The 15,181-nt window shown below is 44.0% G+C and carries 7 protein-coding genes; 2 read left to right on the forward strand and 5 right to left on the reverse strand.

From position 1 onward, the window contains the following. Window positions 1-660: 660 nt before the first annotated feature. Window positions 661-4,128, forward strand: a complete 3,468-nt coding sequence (locus EGV92_RS06025) for an autotransporter domain-containing protein (RefSeq protein ID WP_131668332.1) — start codon at window positions 661-663, stop codon at window positions 4,126-4,128. A 367-nt stretch (window positions 4,129-4,495) separates the two neighbouring features. Further along, window positions 4,496-4,702, forward strand: a complete 207-nt coding sequence (locus tag EGV92_RS06030) for a hypothetical protein (RefSeq protein WP_131668333.1) — start codon at window positions 4,496-4,498, stop codon at window positions 4,700-4,702. A 61-nt stretch (window positions 4,703-4,763) separates the two neighbouring features. Here the strand turns inward: EGV92_RS06030 and EGV92_RS06035 are convergent, their stop codons facing one another. The 5 genes from EGV92_RS06035 to EGV92_RS06055 all read right to left on the reverse strand — a co-directional run bounded on the left by EGV92_RS06035 (window position 4,764) and on the right by EGV92_RS06055 (window position 15,092). Then, on the reverse strand, window positions 4,764-5,798 hold the full coding sequence (locus tag EGV92_RS06035) for a cell division protein ZipA C-terminal FtsZ-binding domain-containing protein (protein WP_131668334.1): 1,035 nt from the start codon (window positions 5,796-5,798) through the stop codon (window positions 4,764-4,766). Between the two features lie 375 nt (window positions 5,799-6,173). Continuing rightward, complete coding sequence (gene smc / locus EGV92_RS06040; RefSeq protein WP_131668335.1) at window positions 6,174-9,926, reverse strand: chromosome segregation protein SMC; 3,753 nt, start codon at window positions 9,924-9,926, stop codon at window positions 6,174-6,176. 121 nt (window positions 9,927-10,047) lie between these two features. Then, entirely contained in the window at window positions 10,048-11,550 is a 1,503-nt protein-coding gene (locus EGV92_RS06045; protein WP_131668336.1) for a hypothetical protein, read from the reverse strand. A 1-nt stretch (window position 11,551) separates the two neighbouring features. Further along, window positions 11,552-12,922 carry a restriction endonuclease subunit S gene (locus EGV92_RS06050; RefSeq protein ID WP_131668337.1) on the reverse strand — a complete coding sequence of 457 codons (1,371 nt, stop codon included), beginning with the start codon at window positions 12,920-12,922 and terminating at the stop codon, window positions 11,552-11,554. Continuing rightward, window positions 12,915-15,092 (reverse strand): type I restriction-modification system subunit M, encoded by a 2,178-nt coding sequence (locus tag EGV92_RS06055; protein WP_131668338.1) that lies wholly within the window; start codon window positions 15,090-15,092, stop codon window positions 12,915-12,917. Before EGV92_RS06055 ends, EGV92_RS06050 begins: the two co-directional genes overlap by 8 nt. Between the last annotated feature and the right edge of the window lie 89 nt (window positions 15,093-15,181).

Genomic DNA, 15,181 nt, shown 5'->3' on the forward strand with positions numbered 1-15,181 from the left:
ATTTTGATAACAGCGGCTAGCTTAAGTATTGGTATAGGGATGATCAAGGAGCCTGCAAAGCTGGATCTCAAACTATGACCCCACCTCGCCATGATGGGCAGATACAAGTGGATTGCGGCATCGCTAGCCTTCTTATTCATTGATTCATATTTTATTGAAGTCACTACTCTTTTAGACCTATGTTATAGGTCTTTAACTCCTGATTAGTTTCTAGAGCAATAAATTCTTTAAATTACCGTCTCACGACTCCCTTCTCCTTTAGTTCCTTAAAATATCTACCATTACCTGCGCCTCCATAGGTGCATCTAGTAACGTAATGATTATCGATTACCCCCTACGCGCTTAGTCCCTATTGTCAGGTTATTGGACATAATTAGAAGGAATTTTCATAACGATACTTTATAAATATCTTTAAAAAACCTCGGTTTACTCCTATACTCATATGATAAATGAACGATTGTTAACTAATTTATTAGCTGTAGTTAACAAAGGTGTAGCGATATTAAATACTGCTATAACTGTGTGATTCGATCGTCAAGGAATAGTTCACTACCAACTGAATTAGTGATACCAACCAATCTAGTGCTTTCGCTATTTTGGCATTATCTCGATAATGCTAAATGCCGATATGGATTGTTTTAACTGTAATTAGGATAATTTATGAACCACGTATATCGTATTATTTGGAACCGCACTTTAGGCATGTGGCAATGTGTGGCTGAGACCGCAAAATCCATGGGCAAACGCTCACATTCTAAAACCCAATCCTCATCCAGTCAGCGAAGCTTGGCACTCAAGCCTTTAACGCTGGCGCTACTGGCTATTTCTGCGCCTGCAATAGCGGATGTTACCTATGATGATGGGAAAACAACGTCTCTACCAAGTGATGTCGGTGTAGATCAGACATTGACAGTGACCAATGGTTCTACTGTTACCGCTACCAATGTCGGTATTGGTAACCAAGGTACAGGTGCGCTAATTATTAATGACAATAGCCACTTTGATGCTAGCGAATCTATTGGTGTGGCCCTGCAAAAAGGCAGTAATGGTAGTATAAAAGCTAGCGGTGCAGGCACAACTATCAGTGCTAAGAATGTGAATGTGGGTGAAATTGGCACTGGAGATTTTCACGCTGAAAAAGGAGCAAAAACTTCAGTTTCAGATTCGCTAGCTATAGCACTTATAGAAGGTAGTACGGGTACTTTAACTTTGACTGATGACAATACCTCTCTAAGCGCTAAATTACTGGGCGTGGGTAATAGAGGTTCAGCGACATTAACAGTAGAAAAAGGCGCAGACGTTCAAGTTGCAACTGATACTATCGTAGGCCACAGAAACGTTAGTAATGGTAATGCGACTATAACGGGCCAAGGAACTACCTTAAATTCTGGAAACGTACTGATAGGTAATCAAGGCCAAGGGAACTTAACTGTAAAGGATGGGGCAAGCTTTAAAGCAAAAACTGACTTTGTCGTTGGTGTCGCTAATGGCTCTAATGGTACAGCCACTATCTCTGGAGAAAAATCTACAGGTAGTGCAGAGCGAGTTTTGATAGGTAATGACGGTAAAGGGCGGCTTAAGATTGACAAAGGAGCCAAAGTTACTGCTAATGGCGTGGCAAGTATTGGAACAAAAAGCACTGCAGATGGTGAGATACAACTGACCGATGCGGGCTCTCAATTATCAGCAGTTGAGTTGTATGTTGGTGATGAAGGAGCTGGAGCGTTAAAGGTTCAATCGGGCAGCCAAGTCACTATCGATAACTTAACTATAGTTAGCCGAGAATTGTCTGGTAAAGGTCAAATCGATATTACCGGTAAAGGCAGTAAGTTTAAAGGAGATAATCTTGTTGTTGGTCATAAGGGTGAAGGTGTCTTCAATATCACTAAGGGCGGTAACGCTGAATTCAGCACTTTTGCACGTATTGGCCAAGCTAACTTCATAAAAAATAATAGTACTATCAATGTAACAGATGCAGGTTCTAATCTGACTGCTGACGAGATTCAAGTTGGCTTTGAGGGTATCGGTAAGCTAAATATTAATAATGGCGCCTCTGCAGAAGCAAATAAAACATTGCTCGGACTAAAGCGCTTTGGCGCAGGTGTCATCAACGTAACGGGATCAGACTCTAAGCTAACTACCAACCAATTGGCTATAGGTAGCCAAGCTAGTGGCGGTGTGGTGGTCGATGATAAAGGCTATGTTAAAGTGAAAGATTTGGCCGTTATTGGTGATAACTCATTTGCCTCCGGTACTCTGACTGTGGATAACAACAGTGTATTCGAGTCACCTAAAGTTATCGTCGGCAACAATGGTAACGGCAACATTAACTTAAACAACAAGGGTACTCTACTTACCCAATCACTGACTGCGCCAAATACCACAGGCGCAAAGGTGAACTTTGACGGTGGCATACTGCGCTTATCCGGCAATCAAGATGCTCTATTCGATGGCTTTTTGTTTGGAACTCGGGGTGACGTCAACATCAAAGCTGGTGGCGCCACCATTGATACTCAAAGTTATGACGCGGGTATTGCTACTGCTAAGCTGAGTGGCGAAGGTCAATTGACCAAGCTTGGCAGCGGTACACTCAGTATGAAAACCGCCAGTAAAGATTGGCAAGGCGGTACCAATATTCAAAAGGGTATCTTAAAGCTCGATGGCGACTACACCATGACCGAAGGTGAGAAGCTGACCATCGGTGTGGACAATATGAGCGACTACGGCAAGCTGCAAGTGAGTGGTCAGGCAAAATTAACTCAAGGTGAGCTGTTCGTTGACGCTGCCGATGCACAAAACTTGGTGGAAGATGGGGTGTTGGCCGATGTGGTCAGTGCGAATAAGCGTGAAGGCGAGTTTAAAAAGGTCTCTGATAATAGTCGCTACTTTAATCTTGAGGCGGACTATACAAAAGCTAACGCCGTTGACTTAAAATTAGTGTCTGCTACCAAGCCTGAAACCAAGCCTGAAACCAAGCCTGAAACCAAGCCTGAAACCAAGCCTGAAACCAAGCCTGAAACCAAGCCTGAGACCAAGCCTGAGACAATCAGTCAAGACGTTATCGCTCAGAACAACTATGCTGCCCGCGATGTCGCACGAGTGCTAGACAAGGCTATTCAAACGGATACCGATGGCGAATTAGCAAAGTCATTTGTCGGTATAAAAACAACTGAGCAAGGTGCCAACGCTGCGAGTGAGACACTACCATTATTCACAGGAATGGTCTCGCGCCTACTGCTCGATGACTCAAGACACCTCACTGATACAGTGGCGCAGCGTAGTATCGATCGTAGCATCCGTCCTGAAGGCAATGTCTGGGGCAAAATCACGGGTCATAGTGGTCAGCAAGACCCTAATGGTAGCTTGCCAGGTTATCAAAACGATGACTTAAGTGTCGTTGTAGGTGCTGATACTATGTTAGATAGTAACTGGCGTCTTGGCGCGGCTGTCGCTTATAACCAGAGCGATGCTGACACGGATGGTCACTTAATCAATCACGAGATGACTGCCGATACTTGGCGCGTCTTAGGCTATGGTGACTATCAGGCCGGTAATACTATCGTTGACTTCCAAGCAGGTGGTGGTAACAGCCGTATTAAAGGTGAGCGTCACATTGGCTTTGCCAACCGTATTGCCTACTCTGACTATGATGCGACCATACTTCAAGCTGGTGTGGGAGTCAGTCAGCGCATTGGTCAAGAAGACCGCTACATTGCACCATTTGTTCGAGCTGATTTTGCACAGATAGATAATGAAGGCTATCAAGAGACTAAAGCTGGTGCCTTGAATCTAAATGTCGATGACAGCAAGCAAAAGTCATTAATCTGGCGCGCCGGTATCACTGGTAAGCAAGCAGTCTCCGAGCGCTTGAGCCTCTCTGGCGTTGCGGCTGTCGGTATTGACAATGGTGATCGTAAAGCGACCACTACCGCGAGCTTCGCTGGTATGCCAAACGAGAAATTTGTCACGCAAAGCTTAGAGACAGGTCACACTCTAGCCAACCTTGGCCTGGGCGTCAGCTATAAAGTCACGCCAAATAGCGACATCTCAGCCAACGTGTCAGCAGACTGGCGTGAAGATGGCTATGAAGATCAAGCGGTCTCTTTAGTGTGGCAGTCGAAATTCTAATAGGTAGCCATTAGTTTATTGGCTTAAGGTCAATATTAATGAGTACCTTAATCGTCTGATAGTCAAACAAGGCTGAGTGTGATACTCGGCCTTTTTTATGGGCAAATGCAGCAAATAATTATGTTTTGACCCTAAAAGACAGAACACAACACTGCTAACGAATCGCAGAATTTCTCTTGCGAACTTAATATCTTATCTAAGTGCAACAAAGGTTATTATAGTGGCTACAAGATGCGGTTTAGCCCCTGAGAGCCGTTTAAAAATTGCACTGCAATTTTAGGCTCGCAAGGGAAATCCTTTAAATAGGATTTCCGTAAAGGCTAATACCATCACCGATTGAAATAACTACTAGTGAAGTTGCCTTGCGATGCGGTTTAGCCCCGATAGGAGCGGTATCCTGCCTATCAGGGCGGGGTTCGGTGACTGGCTGGGCGGCGGTCTCTCGGTAGAAGGAACGTCGGGCAGACTTAGTCACCGCCCCGCCATGATGGGCAGATACAAGCGGATAGCGGGATTGGCTACCAAGGGCACTGTATATCGAGTTGTGGGTTGGGGTGAGCTAGAGAATGGTTAGCCATAAAAAAGGGCCAATAGTCACTACTATTGGCCCTTATTAGTCATTTGTCGCGCATGAGTTAATGAGACGCTAGGCGGTAGTCTTGAACTTCAGTACGTAGTTGAGCTTTACGGTCGCTGGTCAGCTGGTCATTGTTTTCATCTAAAATAACAGCGTCAAGCTCACGTGCCATAAGACCGGCGATACTCATCATGCTATCAAAACCTTGTAGCGCTTTGGGGTGCGGCAAGGACAAGAACATGACCAGACCGCTATAGGCCGTCTGCGGCATCGTGTTAAGATCAAAAGGGGCGATGCCATCATCAGTAATGCCCATCATACTAAACCAGAGAATGCCCGTACCGTCTTTGTTCTCGTAGCGGTGAAACATGTTCATAGCGCCGTATTTAAGACCGAACTTGTCGACGAGGCCCAATAACTCTTCACCGCGAATAATAGCTAAGGGCTGGTCGGCGTAGTGCCGGGGCATGATGGTGATGTTAACGTTATCAGAGGCATTGTTCAGCGGACTATTTTGATCTTGGTCAGCAGCGGCCAAAAGATGCTGATCGAGTACAGGGCTATTGTCCGTGAAGGTCGGCTCTTCGGCAGTATCAATGACGGGCATAAGGTTGTCAGTCGCTGAGACCAAGGTGGAGAATGCGTCGTGCTCGCTTGGCTCATGACCATTAAGCTCAGTAGCAATTTGCTTAAACTCCTCATCGTCGGCTTGATGCTGACGGGCCTGCCACTCGCTATACTCCGGATCATCAGTAGGCGCTTCTTCATGACGGCGAAACGCACTTTGAGAGTGCTGACTTTGATCGGGCGCAAATGTCTGGGAGCTATCGTCTGTCTCGTCTTCGATCACCGCTGATAAGTGTGTGCGGCTCGGGGCAATCGTCGTCTCGCCAGCGACGGTGTCATCAAAGTCTGGCTTATCGATAAGATTGCGTTCATGACGGGGGATAATAGGAATACCGTTTTTGTCAAATTCGACGTCACCCGCTACCTCATCATGATTACGGCGCTTGAGGCTGCGGATGACCATAAATAACCCTGCTAAAATAATCAGTGCAGCAATGACAATCAAAATAAACTGAATCGTGGTCATGGTGTCGTTACATCCTAGCGCCTGTGGCAATATGCTACCAAATCTATAGGATATCTACTCTTGGCTCTGAGCACTGATATGACAAGGTAGTGCGGGTTATGAGCTGTCAAGATAGATGATACGCTATAGATGGTATAAGATTAAAAAATAAAAGTCATATAAATGGCAATAGTCTACCATGACTGACAGATGTCGTCACCACAGCGCGCAAAAATGTTAGATAAGATTGGCAATACAAGTGCTAGCAGGTAATAGCATGGCCGTAACCCTCGATAGTCGCGCTATAAAGAAAGGGTTAAAGCGGCTATTGGTTGGACGCTGTACCGCTATAGGATAACCGTCAATCCGCCCTTGTAGCCGCAGTAAAGAACCTTACTAAGCATCGACGTATCGCTCTGCCTCTTCTAAGCTGACGCTAACTAAAGTAGAGATGCCTGCTGTGGGCATGGTGATGCCTTTTAGCTCATCTGCAATCTGCATGGCCAGCTTGTTATGACTGATAAAAATAAACTGCACCTCGTCAGCCAACTCATGGATTAGTCCGGTAAAGCGCGCAACATTAGCATCGTCTAGCGGCGCATCAACCTCATCGAGCACACAAAACGGTGCGGGGTGCTGCTTAAATATCGCGAAGATCAGGCTCAATGCGGTAAGGGTCTTTTCCCCCCCAGAGAGTACCGCCAAGCGGCTGTTCTTTTTGCCTTTAGGCTGCGCCATTAGCTCAATCCCAGCGCGCCATTTATTGTCCTTACTCAGGCTATCATCATCTTGTAAGCTAAGCTGCGCTTGACCGCCACCAAACACCTTGGCAAACAGACTCGATAAGTCCTGATTGACAGCCTCAAGCGTCTGCATAAATAAAATCTTGGTTTTGGTATCTATGGTAGCGATGGCATCATTAAGGGTATCCATACTGGCGGTGATATCTTCAATTTGCTGCTCAAGCGGCTGTAACCTCGTATTCACTTCTTCAAGCTCGGCGGCGGCAGCTAAGTTCACCGCACCCATAGTTGCTAATTTAGCAGTGAGCTTGGCCTCACGCTGTTGCAGCGTTTGTTGCTCATCCACGTGCTTTCCGGCTCTACTTGCTCTATGATGATGCCCACCAAAAGCAATAATCTCTGCCAATATGGTAGATGGGCTGACTGCAGCGCCAGTCGCTTCTAGCCGCTCACTGGCATCATGGATTCGCTCGGCAAACACCGCAACTTGGGTGCTGGTCTCGGCTAAGTGAGCTTGCTGGGCTTGCAGCTTAGCCTGACCTTGCTCAAGTTGCTGCTGCTCATTATCGTGATCAGATTTGAGCGCGGCTAAGCTGGCTTTATACTCGTCCAGTGCCACTTGCTGCTCATGACAGGCAGTATCAGCGGCTTTTTGCATAGCTTGTAGCTCTGGCAGCTTGGCTTGGTCACGATCTAATTGACGCTCAGCAGCTTGCAGCGTATTTGCTAGTTGCTCTTGCTGGGCGGTAATTTTGCTCAATTGCTCACTAGCATGACTGGCCGCGAGCTTGGCTTCTTTTATCGCAAAACGTAGATTTTGCAGTCTATCTTTGTCTGCTTGCAAGGCTTGCTGCTGCTTGTCACGCTCAGCGGCTAATTGACTGCGCTTGCCTTGTAAATCGGCTAATTGCGGCTGCAGTGCCGCGAGCACGTCAGCAGTTTGCGCCACTTGCGCGTCTAGCTCTGACTGGGCTTGCGCCAGCTCTTGCTGTTCAGCGTCCAGTACTTCGCGCTCAACTTGTAGTCGAGCCTGCTCTGCTTGTTGCCGCTCAAACTTAGCAGTTAAAGTCGTGAGCTGCTGTTGCTGGTTATGTTCATTATGCGTCAGCGTCGTCGCCTGCGCTGTCAGCTCTTGAACCGTCACTGCTAGCTCATCGTGCTGCGACTGCACCGCTTTAATCTCACTATTGCTAATCTCCAGCTCATCTTCAACTTCGGTTAAAGCCTCCTCTAGCTCAGCCAAACGCTCTGACTGCTGCAAGCGCTGGGTCAAAAACTGCGCGTTAGTTACCGCGCTATCCTCGCCTGTGAGCTTAGTCAGGTGCAGCGCCGCAGCATGACTAATCAGCCAACCTGTTGCAGTGAGTAACAATGCACCTTTAGGCAACTGATTGAGAGTCGCTTTAAGGGCAGCCTCCTCTTGCACTGTACCTGTATATAGATAGCAGTGCTGCCAGATTGCCAATCGCGGTTTGGCAATCAGCTCATCTAAGCCAACGACATTTCGCGTCTGCAGCGCCGGACTCTGCGTCGTATTAGCTGAATCTACTGCGAATAACACACTATTAATCGGTACGGCGGCTTTTGCAGGCGAGTTGGGTTTTGAGCCTGCTGTACACTTTGCATCTGGCGCTACTGAATATAGCGCTTGTAGCGACTCCAAAGACTCTGAGGCAACGATACTATCTAGCCATAGCGTTAACCAATAATCTAAAACTTCAGCATGGGGCTTACCTGCCGCGCTTAACTCAAGCTGTTCGCTTAGTTTGGGCTGCTGTACTAAATGAGCAATTTTGTCATTGATTGAAGACGGTGAAGAATTATCCGGCTGCATTGCTGCCTTAGTCGTCTGCTGCTGGCCACTAGATTGCTTAGGTGGATGCAGCATTCGGTGCAAGCTGTCGTATTCTCCAGACAAGGTGGCATGACGCTTCTCTAGAGCCTGCTGTGTTTGACGTTTATCCGCTAAAGTTTGCGCAAGCGTATTGAGCTTGGGTTGTGCACTTGCCAAGCGCTCTTGCAAGTCTTCTTGCTGCCGACTTAGGCTCTTAAGCGTGGCGTTAATTTGGCCAATCTGCTCATCTAATGCGTCTACCGAGGTAGATGCCGAAGGCTGCGATACTTGGCTCTGCCATCTGCTATCTTGGCGCTGCCATTTATCGCGCTGCTGGTTAAGCTGCTTTTGCGCTTGTCCATGTAAGGCTTGCTGCTGCTGCTCTTTACGGATTTGTGCCTGTACCTCATCGATCTGCGCTTGAAGGGTCTGCCACTTAGCCTCTAACGGCGCTTGGTTGTCTTGCTGCTGTGCTAACTGCGTCTCAAGCTCGGCAAATTTTGGGTTAAGCTCGGCCAGTCTCGCTGTCTGGGCCGTGTGCTTGTCATTCAATACTACTGACTCTTTATCACTGCGCTCAAGCTGTGCCTGCAAGCTATCCATCCGGCGCTCGCCTTGGGTTACCTTATCTTGCAATGTCGTGAGCTGATGCGTCGCTTGTTGCCGCGCCAACTCATGCTGATGGTAACGGTCTTGAGCATCGTCTTTGAGCCACTGCGCCTCCGCCATCCGTGCGTCAAGCTTGCTAAGCTTGGCTTTTAGCGTCGCTATCTTAGCTTCTGACTCTGCGACTTGCTTACTAATGCGCTCTTGCTCAGCCTTAAACGCTAGCTCTTGCACCTTCGCTTCGGTCAGCTGTGCTATAGCGAGTTTTTGCTGCACATCAACCAGCTCATCTTTGAGAGCTTGATAAGCTTGTGCACTCTCGGCTTGCTTGATAAGGGTCTTTTGCCGACGCGCCAGCTCGCTACGCACGTCATCCAATCTAGCAAGATTGTCCTCAGTGCTCTCTAGCTTTTTTTGTGTCTCCTCTCTGCGAGCTTGATAGCGCGACACGCCAGCAGCCTCTTCGATAAACTCGCGCAGCTGCATCGGGCTTGAGTCTACGATGCGCCCAATCATACCTTGTTGAATGACGGCATAGCTTCTTGAACCCAGACCTGTCCCTAGAAATACATCGATAACGTCTCGTCGGCGACAGCGTGTCCCATTAATAAAGTAATCGGATTTACCCTCTTTATTAATTTGACGACGAATAGACAGCTCTTGGTAGAGGTTGAGCTCATGGCGGATGCCTGATTGCTCATCTTGGGTATGCTCAAAGGTCAGCTCGACGCTGGCCATACTTTTGGCAGCTCTGTCCTGAGTGCCGGCAAATATCACGTCACTCATTGCCCCGCCGCGCAGCTGCTTGGCAGAGGATTCACCCAGCACCCAGCGAATGGCGTCAATCACATTGGACTTGCCACAGCCATTCGGCCCGACGATGGCCGTAATGCCATGTCGGAAGGTAAAGGTAGTTGGGTTGGCGAAGGATTTAAAGCCTGCCAGCTTGAGAGATTTTAGTCGCATGAAGGCCGCATAATGTTAAAGAACTTATAAAAGGGTGATGGAATTTGGAAAATTAAGATTGCGTATTTTACCTTAGATTGGGCGAGATTTGAGAATGTTATATCTTACAATCAAGAATATATCAATTTAGCTCATAACCCAAATCTTCTAATACACTATATATTTCAGTTCTCAAATGATTTCTTAAATCACTATCCCCATTAAACATAAATCTTAAGTCGTTACCATAGTCTGACTTAATAGCCTCCTCTTTCTTTTCTTGATTCTCTAACAAAATACATCGTTTATCTCGTCCTTTTGCGTAGCCATATTCATACAAAACATTGGCATTATTATTGGTTATATCAGCAATGAAAATCTGGCAATTATCAATTTTTTTGAATATATCGACAATAATATTATGGGCTGGGGAATGGTTCGCCATAATAGAATAGTTCGATAAATTGATATGTGGGTTTTCCTTTCGTATTTTCTGAACGACTGTAATCAATGCCTCATTATAGTCTGTAACTTTAGCTTCACTATAATAAGGCATTGCCATAAATATTTTGACTTCATTATCATGTAAACCATTATAAATCTTAACTAGCTCCTTAGGGCTTTCTAACGCTACCTTACACATGTGATTATTAACCAACCATTTAATAAAGCATTTAGCAGGCTGACTATTTAAAGTATTACTACGTTCAGGATGATTTTTAAACTCACGGTAAGTGTAATAAAATATAGCTATAAAAATGGTTTTGTCATTATTAAGACTTGGACTTTCACCATACAACTGATTAACTAAAGAAATACTTTTATTAAATATCGATACATCCTCTAAGTCGTTTTCTATTATACCTTCTTCATGGAAGAATTTAATAATGTCTACTAGGATACTTCTTGCCTTTTGTTCAAACACCAGCTTGATATCTTGCAAATGATCAAAGCCTAAATCACTATGAATCTTTCGAGTTAATACATACTCCCAGCCCATATCAATTTTTAGATCGCCATCATCATAACCTGATGCTTCAAATATTCCCTTTAATGTTTCCTCAGAAGTTAATGCCAAGCCTTTAGAGTTGATATTGTGAAAGATAACGCTTTGCTGAACTTGACCAATATCATAGCCGCCCGAACTAAATAAAATGATGCAAAAAGGACACATTTTATTAAGCTGTGACTGATCCAACCCATCAACTGCTTGCAGTCGATGATTACCATCTACTCGGGTAAAAGGCTTCTCTTCTAGAGCATAATCTGTATCTAACCTTAGAGCGACATTTCTTACTATTTTTGGGTTATCAGAACTTTGATCCACAAGTTTGGATTGATTAGCAGTGAGCTCAATAGGTGATCCTTTCGTATCATCTTTTATCAGTATATCTTTAGAATTAGGATTGCTTGAAAAATTAGTGGCATGGTCATCTATATCTATTGCCATGATAATTTCACTAAAAAATACATTTTTACCTCTCTCATAGAAGTCAGCAATCTCCTGTTTATGTTCAGAGTTAATCTCTCTTTGAAAGCTTACATCTGTTCGAGATATTTTTGCCAGATCACCTAGCGTAGCGTAGCCCCTAATACATGGATAATTGCCTAATACATTCTCTAGTAGTCCTCTTAAAACTATCATTTTATTCTATATTCCCTAATATCAAGTCTTCTATCCGTTGTTGAGCCGTTTTTAATATTTCGTCCGCTTGTTGCTGCAACTGCGCGGCGGTTGTTCTAATTTGGTCAATATGTTGAACAACTTCTTGTTGTTTATTTATAGGTGGATGGGGTATCAATATTTTTTTTAAATCTCTAATATATACATGAGGTTGACCCGCACCTTTCTGTAATCTGTAAATTTCAGCTTGTTTGAAACTTAAAATTTCATATACAAACCTAGCTAGGTATATATCCTTATCTTGTACTGTTAGAACGATACAGTCCGAAGCAAATATTGGATAATCATGATATCGAACATATCCTGAGTAAGCACCACTTGCACTAATGGTAATAGTCTCGTCTGTAAAGTTGTAGGTATTATGACTATAAGGGCTAGTCTTTCCTCCTGCTACGACTGGGTAATCTCCTTTTACTACCCTAGAGGAACTAATACTTGTTCCTTTGCTAAAGTTTACTGCTTTATCTAATGGAGCATTGCTGAATTTTTTCCCTTCTGCCTGATATTGTCTATTAAAAAATATAGATGGGTCGTAATTATCACTTAATTGACTCGCTTGAATAGTAAATATTCGACTAGATAAACTGTTATCTATTTCGGGAAGCGTAATTCCCAGCTCTGTTAGTAGGTAGTCGTTGATACTGGCTAATAATCGACTGGCTTCTATCTTCTTTTCTTTATATATACTTACGCAATGCTTATTTTCTTCTATAATTTTCCTTTGAATCTCGACTGGTGGAACTACGAACGGAATCAATGATAACTGCTGATAGTTAATATTCTTTTGGGCTGCTTGAGGGGCTAAGCTTTCTATATATTCTCTAACCAAAGATAGATAAATTTCGACATACTTTAAAAGCAACTTATCATCTTTAGGTTTTATAGCAATTAAGCTATCTGGAAAGCACGCTGGATAATCTAGGATAGCTGTATACCCAATATTAGCAGCAATGGTAAACACAACTACTTGTTCATTAAACAATCGGCTAGTCTTTAGTCCTTTTTCATTTAGAGTCTGACTAAATTCAATTTTGCTTTTGTTCAAATGAGCTTTAACAACATCTCCAGTCTGAATAAATGGATAAACACCGTCATAAAACTTTGGGTCGTTACGAGGTCGATGTCCAAACCTCCCTCGCTGCATATCCAGTACGTTACTTATTTTTTCAACAGGATAAACCGTATTTTTTACTATTTCTAACTTATTTTTTGCAAAATAATATTGAGGATCTATCCTTCCTTCAATCTCACTTAAATTGACCAAGAATACTTTATCAGGGTGCACATTGTCCGAAATCTGAAATGACGTATGATTTAGGCTGGTGCTACTCATAAGTCTCCCCCTCTACTACGTCGCTAATAAACCTTTTTAGCTCGGCAGTTATCATATCCAGCTCATTAACAGCCGTGGGCTTGCCTGTTGCGTCATAGCCGATATCTTCAGCTATCGCCATAAATATAGGATAGTCTGGCAGGCTAGACTGTTTACGCTCTAAGTAGAGATCTTCCATATCTTGCTTTAGTTGCTTAATCTGCTCGGTATACTCAGCTGTTTTTTCGGTCTTCCAAGCTTTATACTGTGCCGTCTTTTTGAACGTTTTTAACTCGCCATCATAGTTAATATCAGGATTATTTAAAGCGTCTTTTTTGACTTTTTCAATAGTATTAATCTGCTTTTTATAATCTTGCTCTTGCATTAGCGAGCTTTGCAAAGCTAGCTTTTGCTCTTGTAATTTATCGGAATAGCTTTGGGGATATTTGCGTAAGAACAATACGCTACTTTTGACCCCAGCGCCTGTTGCCGCAAATGCTGTCTGCGGTAAGCTCACCACCGCCACGATACGATACCACTCCTCTATCTGATCACGGACATACTGTAGTGAGCTATTGGTAAGCACGCCATCGGGTAGGACGATAGCTAGATAGCCCATGGGAGCTAAAAACTGGTAGCACTGCTCGATAAACAACACTTCGGTGCTTTGTGTACCTCGATCTTTGACTCCACTATTTTTTAGATCCAGCCATGACGTATCTCGTTGACCGAAGTTATAAGTCTCTAAGTAAGCTTTTTCAGTTTGTTTGACACTACTGCCAAACGGCGGATTGGTTAAGATAAAACTGAAGTGGTTGTACTTGAAATCGTTGTTACCTGATAATGACTGTAAGGCTTTATCATTTAGCAAGCCATCTGCGGTGATAACATTGGTATGACCATCGTCATGAATAATCATATTCATTTTCGCAGCGCGGCTGATCTGCTCGTTAATCTCAATACCGAACAAGCGCTTTTCAGCGAAATCGTGCCAGTATTGCCAGTGCTCCTTGCTATCTGGCTCATAAAACTCATTGGCTTGACGACGTATCTTTTCTAACGCATGCAGCAAGAACCCCCCACTACCGCATGACGTATCTAATACATAATCGTCTTGCTTAATGGGTAACACATCGGCGATGAACTGAACGATAGGTCTTGGGGTAAAGTATTGACCGAAATTACCTCGGAAGAACGATCCCATAAAGGTCTCAAATGCGCGGCCTTTACTATCTAGATCGGTCTCACTTAAATTAATATCTTGCAAGTATTCTACAATAGTACGAACTCGGCTTGGGCTTAGGCGGATATCATCCTTAAAAACCTCTGGATCTTTTTTTCTGCCTTCCTCATAAAGTGCTGTTACCCTCTCGTATAGGGCGTTATTGGTTTTTTGTATAGCATCCTTCTGTCTTTCTTCCTTTGTCTTGCCAGTGCCTTGCTCAGTAATCACCTGAAAATCATAAGGCACGCCTGCTTTTCGCGGTTTTCTTTCATCCCAAATCTTACAAAATATGAGTTTGTCTAGCTCATCAAATGCCTCTGATGGGTTTAATTGACCACCAGCCCAAAGTGCATTATGCGCTTGTTTAAAGCGGTGAGTCAGCTCAGATTCTATAACGACAGACAGATCAAAAAAGTGTTGATCCTGATGGGATTGATTGTACCTCTCAGCGTATTTTACAAACTTATAAGGCGCCACTTCTTTGATGCCATAAGCTGGAATATCTGGACTTTCTTCTCTGGTTTGCTGGCTTTTATCAACCTTTAAGAAGATATTCTTGATCTTAGAGGTCACCCAAATCCATTTGGTATTATTAGGCAATGAATATGCATAGGAATAAGCTTGCTCGACAGCTTGCTTAAACTCAGCTTCTGATACTTCTTGTTTTTTGCACTCTACTAAGATGTGTGGCTGTAGACAGGCAGCATCATTATAAACAACGATGTCTGCTTCACGCTGACTTGATCCCATCGTAACAGGCACAAAGCATTTGATACGTTCCTTGGGATAGCCATACTTAATAACTAACTGACAGAATATTTCGGCTTGAACCCGCTCCTCTGGATTAAGGTAAGAGCGACTTTTAGTGTAGCCAAAGTAAGTGATGCGGTTATCTTCATCATTTAATTCAATAATACCTTGACGCAAGCCCTGTTGAAAATAATTGTCTACGGTTTCTTCTGACATGCTATAGCCTTAAATACTAAGAATGAATAATGTTTTATTGATAATAATGTTAATGCCCAAATAGTAGCATAAGTTTTGGAAAATCAACT

Source organism: Psychrobacter pygoscelis (assembly GCF_004335015.1).
GTDB lineage: Bacteria > Pseudomonadota > Gammaproteobacteria > Pseudomonadales > Moraxellaceae > Psychrobacter > Psychrobacter pygoscelis.